Here is a 15,443-nt window from a genome sequence, read left to right on the forward strand (position 1 = left end):
CAGGCCGAGTCGAAATCCAGATGGCCGTAGGGCGGACAAGCGCTTGCGCGCCTCCGCCGAATCAGCCCGCATGGCGATTGGTCCACTCGGCCAAATCGTCCACCCAAGGCCGAGTCGAGATCCAGATGGCCGTAGGGCGGACAAGCGCTTGCGCGCCTCCGCCGAATCAGCCCGCATGGCGATCGGCCATCCCGGCCAAATCGCCCACCTAAGGCCGAGTCGAGATCCAGATGGCCGTAGGGCGGACAAGCGCTTGCGCGCCTCCGCCGAATCAGCCAGCGCCGAGCCGCTGTCACCGCAGTCCCCACGGGTGGCCTAAGGAGCACCTTGCCTTACCCGGTTCATCGACAAAGAACCGGCTTCATCCCCGCTGCGTCAAATGCCGCTCGATCTCAAACACATGCGGATCGTCCAGTCCCATGTCGCGCAGCGCATGCGCAAGGTCAAGCAGGTAATCACGGTTCGCTCCACTCGGCCCGTGCGACAAGGCGATCTGCCGCGCGATATCCAGCTCCGGCGCTTCGCCCAGAAAGGCCGCGTTGTCCTCGGTAGCGATGTAGACCAGTCCTTCCTCGCTGCCGCCTTCCTCGAAATGAATGTCGATCGCAAGGCGCAGGTAGCCGTTCTTCTCGCGGTGGTCCAGGTGTGCGAACACCTCGGGCGTGATCAGGTAGGCCATGCCGGCGCAGCGCGCGCCGTGCTGCGGCACCAGGGTCGCGACGCGGCCCGGCGCAGTCTCGGTGCCGCGATGGTCGTGCGAGCCTTGCCAGAAGCGGCGCGTCCAGTTGTCGATATGCGCCGGGCGCCGCTCGATGAACGGGAAATCCGCCTTGAAGATCAGTGAGCCGTAACCGAACAGCCACACGCGGTGGTGGCCGTCGAATTTATCCATGCGCTGGTTGATGGCGATGGTGTTGTGTGACATGGTGCCTGCCCTGTTTGAACCAGCGCCCATTATAACGAGCGCTTCAGCCGCCGTTTGGCGCGGGCATATTCCAGTCATGCGCCTCCACAAACTGCAGCAGGAAAGTGATGAAGCTTTCGGCGGCGGGCGAGGGCGAACGGTTTTCGCGCGTGTAGACGAAGAAGCGCCGGCTCAGCTCGGGCTCGTGCAGCTGGCGCATGTGCAGCTTGTGGAGCGTCACCAGCGGCTCGGCGTAGGGCAGGCACACCGTCACGCCGAGGCCAGCGGCGACCATCGCCAGCGCGGTCGTCATGAAGGTCACTTCGTTGGCCGGGTTGAGCGGCACGTCGCGCAGGGAGCTGTGCATGTCGCTAAGCAGCCGCTCGGTGAACTGGCCCTGCAGCGAAATGAACGGGTAGTCGGCCAGGTCCTGCCAGGTGACGCGCCCGCGCTGTTCCAGCGGATGCCCTTGCGGGAACACCAGCACGAAGGGCATTTCGAACAGCACCCTGGCGTCGATCTGCGCGGCCGGATCGCGCTCGGGCCCGATGCCGACATCGACCTCGCCGCTGGCGACCCGCGCGGTCACGTTCTCGACCGCGCAATCGACCAGCCTGACCTGGATGTCCGGATACGTCTCGCGGTAGGCGGCGATCACTTCCGGCAGCAGCGTGCAGGCCATCAGCTGCGGCGCGGCGATGCGCACCATGCCTTTTTTTAGCTTGGTATGATTGGCTACGTCGTGCAGCGCGCCGTCAAGGTCGTCGATCATCTTCGACAGCAGCGGGTACAGCTCGCGTCCGATGTCGGTCAGCGCGATCTTGCGTGTGCTGCGGTCGACCAGCCGAACCCCGAGGGTCTGTTCCAGTTCCTTGATCAGCCCCGACAGCGCGGCTTGCGTGACATGCATGTACTCGGCGGCCAGCGTAAAACTGCCCGCCCGGGCAAGGAAGACGAATGCGCGCAGCTGGCGCAATGTCGGATTCATAAGATATCCTGATAAATAGCGTAGAAAATATTGTTTGTATGATAGTTCGTTTTGTCCTCTAATAGCGGATTGGAATGGAGACCACCATGCAGATCAAACGAATTCACCACGTGGCGTACCGCTGCAAAGACGCCAAGCAGACCGTCGAGTGGTATGGCAAGTACCTGAACATGGACTTCCAGCTGGCCATCGCCGAAGACAATGTGCCGTCGACCGGCGCCGCTGACCCGTACATGCACATCTTCCTCGACGCCGGCATGGGCAACGTGCTGGCCTTCTTTGAGCTGCCGACGCAGGCGCCGATGGGGCGCGACCAGAACACGCCCGCCTGGGTCCAGCATCTCGCGCTGGAAGTCGATTCGATGGATGCGATGCTGGCGACCAAAGAGCGGCTGCAAGCCGATGGCATCGAGGTCATCGGCCCGACCGACCACACCATCTTCAAGTCGATCTACTTCTTCGATCCGAACGGCCACCGCCTTGAACTGTCGGTCAACACCGGCACGCCCGAGATGATGAAGAAGCTCGACGACGTCAAATGGGACATGCTCAATGAATGGGCCCAGACGCGCAAAGCGCCGAAGCACGCGGCCTGGATGCACAGCCCTGCCGAAGCGAAGAAAAATTACTGAGGCCAGACCATGAAACTCGCTACTTTGAAAACCGGCGGCCGCGATGGCACGCTGGTGGTCGTCAGCCGCGACCTGCGCCACTACCAGAAGGTCCCGAAGATCGCCGCCACCTTGCAGTTCGCGCTGGATAACTGGGACCTGGTCGTCGAGCGCCTCGAGACTGTCTACAGCAATCTGAACGATGGCAGCTCCTGGGACATGCAGCCGTTCGACGAAGCCCTGTGCCACTCGCCGCTGCCGCGCGCCTACCAGTGGGCTGACGGCTCGGCGTACATCAACCACGTCGAACTTGTGCGCAAGGCGCGCAATGCCGAAGTGCCGGCGTCGTTCTACACCGATCCGCTGATGTACCAGGGCGGCTCCGATTCCTTCATCGGCCCGCACGACCCGATTTTCGCGCTGTCGGAAGACTGGGGCATCGACCTGGAAGCCGAAGTGGCTGTCATCACCGGCGAAGTGGGCATGGGCGCCAGCGCCGCCGAATGCGCGAAGGCGATCCGGCTGGTCATGCTGGTCAACGATGTCTCCCTGCGCAACCTGATTCCCAACGAGCTGGCCAAGGGCTTCGGCTTCTTCCAGTCGAAGGCGGCCAGCGCGTTTTCGCCGGTGTGCGTCACGCCCGATGAACTGGGCGACGCCTGGCAGGACTCCAAGCTGCGCCTGCCGATCAACGTGCAGCTGAACGGCCGGCCATTCGGCAAGCCCAACGCGGGCGACGACATGACCTTCAACTTCGCCCAGCTGGTCGCCCATGCGGCCGCCACGCGCGAACTGGCGGCCGGCACCATCATCGGCTCGGGCACGGTGTCGAACAAGCAGGGCAGCCTGCACGGCTCCAGCATCGAGAACGGCGGCGTGGGCTACTGCTGCCTGGCCGAGGTCCGCATGTACGAAACCATCGAGCAGGGCGCGCCAAAAACGCCGTACCTGAAGTTTGGCGACACCGTCCGCATCGAGATGTTCGACCGGCAGGGCGCCAGCATCTTCGGCGCGATCGACCAGAAGGTCGCGCACTACGAGGGCCGCCAGCGATGAAACTGTATACCTACTTCCGCAGCTCGGCGGCCTACCGCGTGCGCATCGCCCTGAACCTGAAGGGCCTGCCGTACGAGGCGGCGCCGGTGCACCTGCTGCGCAGCGGCGGCGAACAGCTGCAGCCGGCCTACCGCGCGGTCAATCCGGCCGCGATGATCCCTTCGCTGGCGCTGGATAACGGCGCCACCTTGACGCAGTCGATGGCGATCATCGAGTACCTCGACGAGGCCCACCCTGCAGTGCCGCTGCTGCCGGCCGACCCGCTCGGCCGCGCGCGGGTGCGCGCGCTGGCGCTGACGGTGGCGTGCGACATCCACCCGCTCGGCAACCTGCGCGTGCTGAAATTCCTCGTGCACGAGCTGAAGGTGTCCGACGACGCCAAGGCCGCGTGGTCGCGCCACTGGATCACCGAGGGCTTCGTGGCGCTCGAAGCGATGCTTGCGGGCTCTCCGGAGACCGGGCGCTTTTGCCATGGCGACACGCCGACCCTGGCCGACTGCTGCCTGGTGCCGCAGGTGTTTAACGCTTTGCGCTTCGAGGTCGACATGGCGCGTTTCCCGACCATCGCGCGCATCCATGCGGCGTGTAGCGAGCTCGATGCCTTCGCGGCCGCCCATCCGTCGAAACAGCCCGACTCGGAGTAAGCCAGCCGGCCGATTTTGGCCTCGCAGCCTGAGTGTTTTTGATGTGCATCAAGGCCGCCGCCCCCCTCGCAGGATCACACTAAAGTCATCCGCAACAACAACGACGAGGGGAAGTCCATGTTCAAGCATATTTTGCTGCCGACCGACGGGTCGGCCAGTTCGGATCTTGCCGTCCAGGCCGCCGTGCAACTTGCACGGGACATGGGGGCGAGGGTGACTGGGTTGCATGTTGTGCCGCCTTTCCATACCTTTACCTATCGTGTCGACATGATCGAAGACACCGAGGACCAGTACGAAAAGGAAAGCGAAGCGCTCGCTCGCAAGGTGTTGCTGACCATCGAGAACCTCGCGCAGGAGTGCGGGGTGCCCTGCGATACGGTCATTGTGCGGTCCGATGACGTCCATGACGCCATCATCGAGACGGCCAGGGACCGGCAATGCGACCTGATCGCCATGGCCTCGCACGGGCGGCGCGGGGTGCGCGGCCTGTTGCTGGGAAGCGAAACCCAAAAGGTGCTGACCCACAGCCTGATACCGGTGCTGGTCTACCGGTAGCCTCCATGGCAAAGCGCATACTGTTGATCCAGGGACACCCCGACCCGAGCCTCAAGCACCTCTGTCATACGCTTGAGGACGCTTATGCAAAGGGCGCCTTGGAGGCAGGCCATCAGTTGCGGCACGTCCGCGTCGCCGAGCTCGACTTTCCGCTGTTGCGCACGCAACACGACTGGGAACATGGCGTCCTGCCCGCAACGCTGCAACAGGCGCAGGATGACCTTGGCTGGTGCGAGCACCTGGTGCTGATCTTCCCGCTCTGGCTGGGCGACATGCCTGCGCTGCTGAAAGGCTTCCTGGAGCAGGTGGCGCGCCCCGGCTTCGCCTTCCACGGGGAGGCGAAGAATCCGCTGAAGGAAAAAGCGCTGAAAGGTCGCTCGGCCCGCATCGTCGTGACGATGGGCATGCCGGCACTGGTCTACCGCTGGTATTTCATGGCGCACAGCATCAAGTCGCTAGAACGCAATATCCTGGGATTTGTGGGGATTTCGCCGGTGCGCGAAACCTTGTTCGGCCTGGCAGGCAATGCCAACCACGACAAGATGGACCGCTGGATTGGCAAGATGGAAGAACTGGGCCGCCACGCGGCCTAGCAAACTTGCGCCGCGCAGGGCGGCGCAAACCTGCTTGCTCCGTGCTGCTTAGTTCAGCTTGGCGCGGCTGCCTTCGGAAGGCGCCGAGATTTCTTCCAGCGCTTCATCGGTGGTGCCGGCGTGGCGCACGGCAAAGTCGCCCAGCGACACGATGCCCACCAGCGAATGCGATGCCTGGTCAACGACCGGTACGCGGCGGATCTGCGAGTCGCCCATTTCGCGCAGCACTTCGTCGACCGACTGCGACTCGTAGCAGGTGCGAACCTGCGGGCTCATCACGTCGCCGACGCGGGTCGTCTCCGGCGCCTGGCCCTTGGCGGTCGAGCGGATCGTGATGTCGCGGTCGGTGATCATGCCGACCAGCTTCGGGCCGTCGCATACCGGCAGCGAGCCGACATTGAGCTCATCCATCATTTGTGCCGCGCGGCGCACGGTTTCTTCTGGAGAAATGTTCTTTACGTCGCGGGTCATTACTTCTGAAACTGTTTGCATCTGAACCTCCATTACTGACAATAGACATATGAACCGGTGGTGACCGGTCCTCCGTATGATGTTGTCATAATGCCTTGATTTTTAAAAAACTGACGCTTGCTTGAAATCGCCTGTGCGCAGGGTGGGGGAGCAGCCTTGCGCTACAATCCCCGCTTTCCATCGCCTTGCCCCCAATGCCAGAAAACCTCGTTCCCCCATCCCTGCTCGATGCCTTGTCGCTCGCCCACCCGTCGTGGCGGCCGCACCTGCTGAAAGGGCTGGAAGCGGTCGCGCGCGCCAACCCCGCCTACCTGCCTGCGCTGGCCGCGCACGACTACCTGCCGACGCAGCAACGGATCTTTGCCGCCTTCGCCCAGCCGCTGGCCGAGGTGCGCTACGTACTGGTGGGGGAGGGGCCGTACCCGCGCGCCGAGAGCGCGACCGGCGTGTGCTTCATGGATGGGGCCGTTGGCAGCCTGTGGTGCGCCACCGGATTATCCAAGACGGTGAACCGGGCCACGTCGCTGCGCAACTTCATGAAAATGCTGCTGGTGGCTGACGGCCAGCTCGATGGCGCCAGCACCGGCGGGGCGGCAATGCAGCCGGTCGCAGAACGCGCGCTGTCCAGCGGAGGAATTGTTACGCTGGCGCAGTTGCAGGACAACCTGACCCGCCATGGCTTCCTGCTGCTCAACGCGGCGCTGGTATTCCGCCCGCACGTCAAGCCTGTGGTCGATGCACGCGCGTGGCTGCCTTTCCTGCAAACAGTGCTTGCCGCGCTGGCTGACAATGTGCAGCCGGCGCCGACGCTCGTCCTGTGGGGAAAAATCGCCGAACAGCTCAAGCAGCTCCCGGAAACGGCGCGCTTCCCGCAAGTATGTTCCGAGCATCCTTACAACCTGTCCTTCATCAACCATGCAGGAATGCAAGAACTGTTCGGACCGATGCGGCTGCTGCAGGCGGGCAAGCCGCCTGCGCAGTAAGGCCGCGATGAACGCTTAGTTGCAGTTGCCCGGGCGTGCGCAGATCTGGTTCCAGATCTGCACCCAGCGGCTGTCCGGGACCGACGCGCCCTGGACCTTCGGATCGGCGCTGATGTAGCCGTAGGAAGTCACCCCCACCACGCGGTTCTGCGCGGTATTCGACCCGCTGCCGCCGCCGCTGGCCAGTACGGCGAAGTTCTGCACCCACGGTCCGCCGCTCGATCCGCCGCGCGCATCCGAGCCGTACTCGACGTTGTTCGGCGAGGTCGGCCGGTAGCTGTGGCTCGTCACATTCTGCATTTTCTGGCAGCTGTCCAGGTTGCACGGATAGCCGAGCTTGGAGGTGTGGTTGGCATTCAGGCGTCCCGTCTCCCAGCCCAGCCAGCCGGTGACATTGCCCAGTTTGGTCAATGGCCCGCCGGTCGTCATTGCCTGGTCGGCAAATTCGATCATCGCGTAATCCGCTGCGTTGGGCACGCCGCCGCCACCGCTGGCCCAGGTGCCGGTCGTGATCACATAGCGCCAGTTCCACGATTTAAATGGCGCGACCCCGTCGCGGAAGGACGGCACGAACACGAAGTTGTCGTGGAAGCCGCTGGCGTCTCCGCTGTGCACGCAGTGGCCGGCGGTGGACACCACCCGCCGCTGGATCACCGAGGCCGAACAGACGTAGGGCGAGCCATTGATCGAGAAGAACAGCTTGCCGATGGTGCGGTAGGGATAGGCGCGGTCGGCCGAGAATCCCGCGCTTGACCCAGTGAAAATCGGAAACACCCGGGTGCTTGTGTAGGGCGCGTTGAAGGTGCCGTTCGCCTGGGGCTCCACCTCGCCGTCGAGCAGGCCCTTTCGCTGTGCGTCGTACAGCCGCTGCTCGCGGGGCGCCGACTTGATCGAGGGCGCTTGCGCATCGCTGCTTTCCGGCTTGGACGCTGGTTGCGGCGGCGCGGATTCCTGCTTCACTTCGCCAGCTTTGGGCGTCGGCAGCGGCAGGGGCTTGGCGGCCTTGAACCGGTCGGCTGTCCAGTACTCCGCGGCGCGCCTGGCGTCGGGGTTTTCCTTGCTCACGGGTTGGTCGGTTTGTGCCATGGCCGGCGCCGCTGCAAGCAGGGCAATGGCCTGGACGGTCGCGCATAAGACGGGAGTTGGATGTTTCATGTCATCCTCGCAAACGTGGGGCGGATTACTGGATTAGACCAGTGGGGTGTCGAAGAGATTTGACCATGAGCCTCGATCGAGGCTAACTGTAGAGCTCGGCTACAGGTCGATATTAGCGGTGGCGCCCGACGCCGGGGGGCGTGATCTGGCGCGCGCCTGACGAAGGTCAAGCCGGACTGGTGATAGGAACAAGCCGCCTTGCGCTTAGTGTTGCTGGGCCTGCTCCAGCAACCAGCCGCTGAGGGCTTTGATCTTGGCATCTTGCAGGTGCTGGCGGGGGCAGACGATCCAGAAGGCGTAGGGATTGTCCAGCTCGAGGGCGAGCGGCTTGACCAGCCGCCCGCTGGCCAGGTCGGTTTCCACCAGCGGCGCCGGCGCGAGCGCGACGCCATGGCCGGCCTGGGCTGCCTCCAGCGCCATATACACGCTGCTAAACCGCGGTCCGCGGTCGGCATCGACGTCGCCCACGCTGGCGGCCCGGAGCCAGTCGCGCCAGTGCGGCGGCTTGCCAGCCAGTTCGGACGTTCCGTCGTGAATCAGGGTGTGCTTGCGCAGGTCGGCAGGCTTGTCGAGCGGGATCTTCGCGAGCAGGGCAGGACTGCAAACCGGGAACACATTGGCCTGCATCCAGAAGCGCGCGTGAAGTCCCGGATATTTGCCGCGGCCGTAACGCAAGGCCAGGTCGGTATTGCCGGACTAGAAATCAACCAGGCCGTCCTCCACGTCCAGCCTGACCGCCCATTGCGGATGGCGCGCTTCGAAGGCGGGCAAGCGTGCCGCCAGCCACTTGCCTGCCAGCGAAGGCATGGCGCTAATGTTGATGACGGCGCGCGCGCGATGGACTTCAGGGTCGAGCGCCTGGTCGAGGCGCGCAAAGATATCCCTTAGCTTCAGCGCGAGCGTGGTACCCGCATCGGTCAGTTCGACCGCGCGGTTCAAACGCACGAACAGTGCCAGCCCCAGGTACTCCTCCAGCCGCTTGACCTGGTGACTGATGGCCGTCGGCGTCACATTCAATTCGTTAGCCGCCTTGAGGAAACTCTTGTGGCGCGCGGCTGCCTCGAAACTACGGGCGGCGATCAGGGGCGGATTGGGCCTGGCGGTCATCGGGATTCCAAACTAGGAGAGGGACGGCCGTTATGATAAATCAGATTACTTTTATTCACCTGACAAGCAAAAGCTTTCGTTTGTCGCAACAGTTCCGCCTGCCTAAGATGACGACATCTCAAAGGGGGAACCACCATGCGCATCGAACAAATCGACACCGACATCCTGCTATTTACCGGCGACGCCTGCGAATCGCTGGCGACCGCTTTCATTGACAGCGAGCGCGTCTTGCTGGTCGACGCATTGGCCAGCGACGCGGACGCCCTGGCCATGCGCGACCACCTCGAAGGCAAGCTGGGCAAAAAGGTGCACGCGATCGTGCTGACGCACGGCCACAGCGACCATCTGGCGGGCGTCAGGCTATTCCCCGGCGCCGAGGTGATCGCCCAACGCCTGTTCCTATACACCTTCATGGAAAAGCGTGACCGTCCCGCTGCAGACGACGCGGCATTCGTCGCGCCGGCCATCGCCGTCGACCAGCAGATGACCCTGCCTTGGGGCCGCCACACGCTGGAGCTGTTTCACAGCCCGGGCAAGACCATGTGCTCGCTGGGCATCGACGTTGCCAGCGCCGACCTGCTGTTTGTGGCCGACAATATCGTCGGGAACATCGCGTATATCGGGGCCTCGGTGCCACAGCTCATCGACGAAGCGATCGCGCGCCTGCAACGGCGCGGCCGTAGCCGCATCATTCCAGGGCACATGGGATTGCAGGACCGGACCGCGCTATCCAACGCGCGCCACTACCTGGCCATGCTGGGCGCGCGGGTGAGCCAGGCGCGCGCCACCTCGCCGGACGCCGACGCGGCTGGCAAGATCCGCGCGATCGGCATCGGGGAATGCCTGGCCAGCAATCAAAAGGCCACCCCGTTCGAACAGCATTGGCATGCGCAAAACCTGGAGATCATTATCGAACGCAAGCTGTTCGCGCTGGCCTATCGGGCGCCGGCGCCGGCCGAGGAAAGCCGTTTCGCTACGATCAAGCGTTGCTGCACGGTGCTGTCGACGATGATGGGGATGTTTGGTCAGCTGGCGCAGCGCGGTTTGTAGCTTGGCCAGTCAACAATTCTGCGCGGCTTTGCAGCAAAAATGCTGCGCTGCAAACTGGGGTCCGTCCCCGGGGTCTGTCCCCGGGGACGGACCCCGACGTTGTTGGGCTTGCAGGATGCGGAAAGAGGGGGCGCCGAGACAAAGGGTCCGGAATTTGATATACTTGACTAAATCGTTCAACTAATACGCCTTTTCATAGTACACAAAAGGATATTTGCTGAAGCGAGGCAATATTTTAACATGACCGGGGTTGTGATGCGTCTGACCACAAAAGGCCGTTTTGCTGTTACTGCGATGATCGATCTTGCCATGCGTCAAGGCAAAGGTCCCGTCACGCTGTCGGGCATCAGCCAGCGCCAGGCGATTTCGCTGTCCTATCTGGAACAATTGTTCGGCAAGCTGCGCCGCCATGCCATCGTCGAGTCCATCCGTGGCCCGGGCGGCGGCTACAGTCTGGCCCGCGAGGCCGGCAAGGTAACGGTCGCCGACATCATCATCGCCGTCGATGAGCCGCTCGACGCCACCCAGTGCGGCGGCAAGGAAAACTGCCACGGCGCCGATGCCGCAACCGGCGCCCGCTGCATGACCCACGAGCTGTGGGCCACCTTGAATGAGAAGATGGTCGACTACCTCGACTCCGTGTCGCTGCAAGACCTGGTCGACCAGCAGAAGCAAAAGAGCGCCGAACAAAACGTCGTGGTGATGCACCGCAACAACGTGGCTGTCGGCCAAAACTGAAGCATATTGGAGTAATTTGATGAACGCGCCAGAAAAAAACATCGAGCAGAAATTCGTGCCAGCACCGCACTTTCCGATCTACATGGATTACTCGGCCACCACGCCGATCGATCCGCGTGTGGCCGACAAGATGATTCCCTTCCTGCGCGAGCAGTTCGGCAATCCGGCGTCGCGCAGCCACATGTACGGCTGGTCGGCCGAAGCGGCGGTCGAGGAAGCACGCGGCCACGTCGCGGCGCTGGTCAATGCCGATCCGCGCGAGATCATCTGGACTTCTGGCGCCACCGAAAGCAACAACCTGGCGCTGAAGGGCGCTGCCCAGTTCTACAAGTCCAAGGGCAAGCACATCATCACCGTCAAGACCGAACACAAGGCAGTGCTCGACACCGTGCGCGAACTCGAGCGCGTTGGCTTCGAGGCGACCTACCTTGAGCCGCAGGACAACGGCCTGATCACGATCGCGCAACTGGAAGCGGCGATCCGCCCGGATACCATCCTGGTGTCGGTCATGCTGGTCAATAACGAGATCGGCGTGATCCAGCCGATCGACGAAATCGGCGAACTGTGCCGCAGCAAGGGCATCATCTTCCACTGCGACGCGGCCCAGGCCACCGGCAAGGTCCACATCGACCTGCAAAAGACCAAGTGCGACCTGATGACCTTCACCGCGCACAAGACCTACGGCCCGAAGGGCATCGGCGCGCTGTACGTGCGCCGCAAGCCGCGCGTGCGCCTCGAAGCGCAGATGCACGGCGGCGGCCATGAGCGCGGCCTGCGCTCGGGTACCCTGCCGACCCACCAGATCGTCGGCATGGGCGAAGCCTTCCGGATCGCCAAGGAAGAGATGGACACCGAGATCGCGCGCATCACCGCGCTGCGCGACCGCCTGGCCAAGGGCTTGCTGGAGATCGAAGAGGTCTACATCAACGGCGACATGGAGCACCGCGTGCCGCACAACCTGAACGTCAGCTTCAACTACGTCGAAGGCGAGTCGCTGATCATGGCGATCAAGGACATCGCAGTGTCGTCGGGTTCGGCTTGTACTTCGGCCAGCCTGGAGCCATCGTATGTCCTGCGCGCCCTCGGCCGCAGCGACGAACTGGCGCACAGCTCGATCCGGTTTACCATCGGCCGCTTCTCGACCGAACAAGACATCGACTTCGCGGTCAACCTCCTGAAATCGAAGGTTGAAAAGCTGCGCGAACTGTCGCCGCTGTGGGACATGCACAAAGAAGGGATCGACATTTCGACGATCCAATGGGCAGCCCACTAACCGTACTGAATTTTTAGGAGCATCAAAATGGCATACTCGGACAAAGTGTTGGATCACTACGAAAATCCACGTAACGTCGGCGCGTTCGGCAAGGACGACGGCGACGTCGGCACCGGCATGGTCGGCGCACCGGCCTGCGGCGACGTGATGAAGCTGCAGATCAAGGTCGGCGCGGACGGCGTGATCGAAGACGCGAAGTTCAAGACCTACGGCTGCGGCTCGGCGATCGCATCGTCGTCGCTCGTGACCGAATGGGTCAAGGGCAAGACGCTCGACCAGGCGCTGTCGATCAAGAACACGCAGATCGCGGAAGAACTGGCGCTGCCGCCAGTGAAAATCCACTGCTCGATCCTGGCCGAAGACGCCATCAAGGCAGCAGTTGCCGACTACAAGACCAAGCATCCGGCTGCCGCTTAAAGCGAGGGAAATACCATGGCAATTACAGTGACCGAAAAAGCTGCGAAGCACATCAACCGCTATATCGAACGCCGCGGCAAGGGTGTCGGTCTGCGTTTTGGCGTGCGCACCACCGGCTGCTCGGGCATGGCCTACAAGCTCGAATACGTCGATGAAGGCGGCGCCGACGACGCGGTGTTCGAGTCGAATGGCGTCAAGGTATTCGTCGACCCGAAAAGCCTGCCGTTCATCGACGGCACCGAGCTCGATTTTGCGCGCGAAGGCCTGAACGAAGGCTTCCGCTTCAATAATCCGAACGTCAAGGACGCCTGCGGCTGCGGCGAAAGCTTCCGCATTTGAGCGGCGCCAGCCGGAAAGCCGTACCTATGCAGAACCACTTCGACCTGTTCCAGCTTCCGGCCACGTTCGCGCTCGACGAGAAAGCGCTCGACGCCGCCTACCGCGACGTGCAGGGCCGTGTTCATCCGGACCGCTTCATCAATGCGACCGACGCCGAAAAGCGCGTCGCGATGCAGTGGGCCACGCGCGCCAACGAGGCATACCAGACGCTGCGCAACCCGCAAAAGCGCGCGCAGTACCTGTGCGAGCTCAATGGCGTCGACCTGAACACGGAATCGAACACCGCGATGCCGATGGACTTCCTGATGCAGCAGATGGAATGGCGCGAAGCATTGGGCGAGGCGAGGGCGGCGAAGGACAGCGATGCACTCGATTCGCTCGACGAACAGGTCAGGCAGGAACGCAAGGCGCGGCTGGCGCAGGTTGGAACGCAGCTCGACGCCGGCGACTTTGAGAACGCGGCGCAGGGCGTTCGCGCGCTGATGTTCCTCGATAAGTTCAGCGAAGAGGTTCACTACGCCTTTGAGGCGCTGGAAAGCTAGTCCGTCGTCCCCTTGAAGGAGGGGACCCATGTTGAGCAAACATGCTATAGGTTCCCTCCTTCGAGGGAACGACGAACCGGCTACATAAAATAAGAAATCGGTAATCACATGGCACTTCTGCAAATCTCCGAACCCGGCATGTCGACCGCCCCGCACCAGCACCGCCTGGCAGTGGGTATCGACCTCGGCACCACCAACTCGCTGGTCGCATCGGTCCGCAGCGGCATTCCCGAGGTATTGAGCGACGAGGAGGGCCGCCAGCTGCTGCCGTCGATCGTCCGCTACCTCCCTAACGGGAACGCGCACATCGGCCACAAGGCGCGTCCGCACCAGACCACCGACCCGCGCAACACGGTCGTGTCGGTCAAGCGCTTCATGGGCCGCGGCCTGAAAGACATCGCCTACGCGGAAAACCTGCCCTACGATTTCCAGGATTCGCCTGGCATGGTGCAGCTGAAGACCGTTGCCGGCGTCAAGAGCCCGGTCGAGATCTCGGCGCAAATCCTCGCCACCTTGCGCCAGATCGCGGAAGACTCGCTCGGCGACGAACTGGTTGGCGCGGTCATCACGGTGCCTGCCTACTTCGACGACGCGCAGCGCCAGGCCACCAAGGACGCGGCCCAGCTGGCCGGCCTGAACGTGCTGCGCCTGCTCAGCGAGCCGACTGCGGCAGCCATCGCCTACGGGCTCGATCAGGGCTCCGAAGGCATCTACGCCGTGTATGACCTCGGCGGCGGCACCTTCGACATTTCCATCCTCAAGCTGTCCAAGGGCGTGTTTGAAGTGCTGTCCACGGGCGGCGACTCCGCGCTCGGCGGCGACGACTTCGACCACCGCCTGTTCTGCTGGATCGTCGAACAGGCCAAGCTTGCCCCGCTGTCGGACGAAGACACCGCGACCCTGATGGTCAAGGCGCGCCAGGCCAAGGAACTGCTGTCGACGAACCACGACACCACCGTGGACGCCATCCTGAACTCGGGCGAGATCGTGCACGTCAACGTGACGGCCGAAATCTTCGCCGAGATCACCAGGCACCTGGTCGGCAAAACCATGACCGCCATTAAAAAGGCAATGCGCGACGCCAGCGTGTCGGTAGAGGACATGGACGGCGTCGTGATGGTCGGCGGCGCAACGCGCATGCCGCACGTGCGCCGCGCGGTGTCCGAATTCTTCAAGACCATCCCACACGCGAACATCGACCCGGACAAGGTCGTCGCGCTTGGCGCCGCCATCCAGGCCAACCTGCTGGCCGGTAACCGCGCCCCCGGCGACGACTGGCTGCTGCTGGACGTCACGCCGCTGTCGCTCGGCATCGAGACAATGGGCGGCCTGGTCGAGAAAATCATCCCGCGCAATTCGACGATCCCATGCGCCCGCGCGCAGGAGTTCACTACCTTCAAGGACGGGCAGACCGCGCTGGCGGTACACGTGCTGCAAGGCGAGCGCGAACTGGTGACCGACTGCCGTTCGCTGGCGCGCTTCGAGCTGCGCGGCATTCCGCCGATGGCTGCTGGCGCCGCACGTATCCGCATCACCTACCAGGTTGATGCCGACGGCCTGCTGTCGGTGTCGGCGCGCGAGACGCGCTCCGGCGTCGAGGCGTCGATCACCGTCAAGCCGTCCTACGGCCTGGCCGACGACGAGGTGGCGCGCATGCTGCAGGACTCGTACACCTCCGCCAAGGAAGACATGATGCTGCGCGCCTTGCGCGAAGAAGAAGTCGAAGCCGAACGGATCCTGCTGGCGACCGCCTCCGCGCTCGAATCGGACAGCGCGCTGCTGTCCGAAGACGAACGCATTGCGATCTTCGCGCTGATGAACAAGGTGCGCGACGCGATCGCGATGCCGGTCGATCATGCGAACGTCGCAGGCAAGCAGTCGGCCCTGCATTCGGCCGTGGCCGACCTTGCGCACGGCACCGAAGACTTCGCGTCGCGCCGCATGGACCAGAGCGTGCGCAGCGCGCTGGCTGGCAAGAAGCTCGACGAAGTCTGAACGAACATACACACATTCAAGA

19 protein-coding genes are annotated in these 15,443 nt (G+C 63.3%); 13 read left to right on the forward strand and 6 right to left on the reverse strand.

The window, feature by feature from the left end:
• Window positions 1-361 precede the first annotated feature (361 nt).
• Window positions 362-925, reverse strand: coding sequence for a gamma-glutamylcyclotransferase (locus tag LMJ30_RS12030; protein ID WP_229432582.1), 564 nt, complete (start codon window positions 923-925; stop codon window positions 362-364).
• 43 nt (window positions 926-968) lie between these two features.
• The gene (locus tag LMJ30_RS12035; RefSeq protein ID WP_229432583.1) at window positions 969-1,892 is read right to left on the reverse strand and encodes a LysR family transcriptional regulator; all 924 of its coding nucleotides are present in this window, start codon (window positions 1,890-1,892) and stop codon (window positions 969-971) included.
• 86 nt (window positions 1,893-1,978) lie between these two features.
• Here LMJ30_RS12035 and LMJ30_RS12040 point away from each other — a divergent pair, with 86 nt between their 5' ends.
• From LMJ30_RS12040 to LMJ30_RS12060, 5 genes are all read left to right on the forward strand, one after another.
• The gene (locus LMJ30_RS12040; protein WP_229432584.1) at window positions 1,979-2,524 is read left to right on the forward strand and encodes a VOC family protein; all 546 of its coding nucleotides are present in this window, start codon (window positions 1,979-1,981) and stop codon (window positions 2,522-2,524) included.
• A 9-nt stretch (window positions 2,525-2,533) separates the two neighbouring features.
• Window positions 2,534-3,559: a fumarylacetoacetate hydrolase family protein gene (locus LMJ30_RS12045; protein WP_229432585.1), complete on the forward strand. Its 1,026-nt coding sequence runs from the start codon at window positions 2,534-2,536 to the stop codon at window positions 3,557-3,559.
• Complete coding sequence (gene maiA, locus LMJ30_RS12050; protein ID WP_229432586.1) at window positions 3,556-4,203, forward strand: maleylacetoacetate isomerase; 648 nt, start codon at window positions 3,556-3,558, stop codon at window positions 4,201-4,203. Before LMJ30_RS12045 ends, maiA begins: the two co-directional genes overlap by 4 nt.
• A 117-nt stretch (window positions 4,204-4,320) precedes the next feature.
• Complete coding sequence (locus LMJ30_RS12055; protein ID WP_229432587.1) at window positions 4,321-4,758, forward strand: universal stress protein; 438 nt, start codon at window positions 4,321-4,323, stop codon at window positions 4,756-4,758.
• A 5-nt stretch (window positions 4,759-4,763) separates the two neighbouring features.
• Window positions 4,764-5,351 (forward strand): NAD(P)H-dependent oxidoreductase, encoded by a 588-nt coding sequence (locus LMJ30_RS12060; protein ID WP_229432588.1) that lies wholly within the window; start codon window positions 4,764-4,766, stop codon window positions 5,349-5,351.
• 48 nt (window positions 5,352-5,399) lie between these two features.
• Here the strand turns inward: LMJ30_RS12060 and LMJ30_RS12065 are convergent, their stop codons facing one another.
• Entirely contained in the window at window positions 5,400-5,843 is a 444-nt protein-coding gene (locus tag LMJ30_RS12065; protein ID WP_229432589.1) for a CBS domain-containing protein, read from the reverse strand.
• Between the two features lie 173 nt (window positions 5,844-6,016).
• Between LMJ30_RS12065 and LMJ30_RS12070 the strand changes: the two genes are divergently transcribed.
• Window positions 6,017-6,805 (forward strand): uracil-DNA glycosylase family protein, encoded by a 789-nt coding sequence (locus LMJ30_RS12070; protein WP_229432590.1) that lies wholly within the window; start codon window positions 6,017-6,019, stop codon window positions 6,803-6,805.
• A gap of 15 nt (window positions 6,806-6,820) precedes the next feature.
• Here the strand turns inward: LMJ30_RS12070 and LMJ30_RS12075 are convergent, their stop codons facing one another.
• From LMJ30_RS12075 to LMJ30_RS12085, 3 genes are all read right to left on the reverse strand, one after another.
• A complete protein-coding gene (locus LMJ30_RS12075; RefSeq protein WP_229432591.1) occupies window positions 6,821-7,960 on the reverse strand; it encodes a trypsin-like serine peptidase in 1,140 nt (379 codons plus the stop codon).
• 204 nt (window positions 7,961-8,164) lie between these two features.
• Entirely contained in the window at window positions 8,165-8,641 is a 477-nt protein-coding gene (locus LMJ30_RS12080) for a LysR substrate-binding domain-containing protein (protein WP_267869656.1), read from the reverse strand.
• Window positions 8,642-8,656: 15 nt separating this feature from the next.
• On the reverse strand, window positions 8,657-9,067 hold the full coding sequence (locus LMJ30_RS12085) for a LysR family transcriptional regulator (RefSeq protein ID WP_229432593.1): 411 nt from the start codon (window positions 9,065-9,067) through the stop codon (window positions 8,657-8,659).
• Between the two features lie 135 nt (window positions 9,068-9,202).
• On the opposite strand from LMJ30_RS12085, the gene LMJ30_RS12090 reads away from it, so the two are divergent.
• From LMJ30_RS12090 to hscA, 7 genes are all read left to right on the forward strand, one after another.
• Complete coding sequence (locus tag LMJ30_RS12090) at window positions 9,203-10,117, forward strand: MBL fold metallo-hydrolase (protein WP_229432594.1); 915 nt, start codon at window positions 9,203-9,205, stop codon at window positions 10,115-10,117.
• Between the two features lie 255 nt (window positions 10,118-10,372).
• Window positions 10,373-10,855: a Fe-S cluster assembly transcriptional regulator IscR gene (iscR, locus tag LMJ30_RS12095; RefSeq protein WP_229432595.1), complete on the forward strand. Its 483-nt coding sequence runs from the start codon at window positions 10,373-10,375 to the stop codon at window positions 10,853-10,855.
• Window positions 10,856-10,874: 19 nt separating this feature from the next.
• Window positions 10,875-12,128 carry an IscS subfamily cysteine desulfurase gene (locus LMJ30_RS12100; protein ID WP_229432596.1) on the forward strand — a complete coding sequence of 418 codons (1,254 nt, stop codon included), beginning with the start codon at window positions 10,875-10,877 and terminating at the stop codon, window positions 12,126-12,128.
• 27 nt (window positions 12,129-12,155) lie between these two features.
• Window positions 12,156-12,545 (forward strand): Fe-S cluster assembly scaffold IscU, encoded by a 390-nt coding sequence (iscU, locus tag LMJ30_RS12105; RefSeq protein WP_119812564.1) that lies wholly within the window; start codon window positions 12,156-12,158, stop codon window positions 12,543-12,545.
• A gap of 15 nt (window positions 12,546-12,560) precedes the next feature.
• Window positions 12,561-12,884 carry an iron-sulfur cluster assembly protein IscA gene (iscA, locus tag LMJ30_RS12110; RefSeq protein ID WP_229432597.1) on the forward strand — a complete coding sequence of 108 codons (324 nt, stop codon included), beginning with the start codon at window positions 12,561-12,563 and terminating at the stop codon, window positions 12,882-12,884.
• 26 nt (window positions 12,885-12,910) lie between these two features.
• Complete coding sequence (gene hscB / locus LMJ30_RS12115; protein WP_229432598.1) at window positions 12,911-13,426, forward strand: Fe-S protein assembly co-chaperone HscB; 516 nt, start codon at window positions 12,911-12,913, stop codon at window positions 13,424-13,426.
• Window positions 13,427-13,534: 108 nt separating this feature from the next.
• Window positions 13,535-15,421 carry a Fe-S protein assembly chaperone HscA gene (gene hscA, locus LMJ30_RS12120; protein WP_229432599.1) on the forward strand — a complete coding sequence of 629 codons (1,887 nt, stop codon included), beginning with the start codon at window positions 13,535-13,537 and terminating at the stop codon, window positions 15,419-15,421.
• Window positions 15,422-15,443 lie beyond the last annotated feature (22 nt).

This window comes from Massilia agrisoli (genome assembly GCF_020831365.1).
Taxonomy (GTDB): domain Bacteria; phylum Pseudomonadota; class Gammaproteobacteria; order Burkholderiales; family Burkholderiaceae_D; genus Telluria_A; species Telluria_A agrisoli.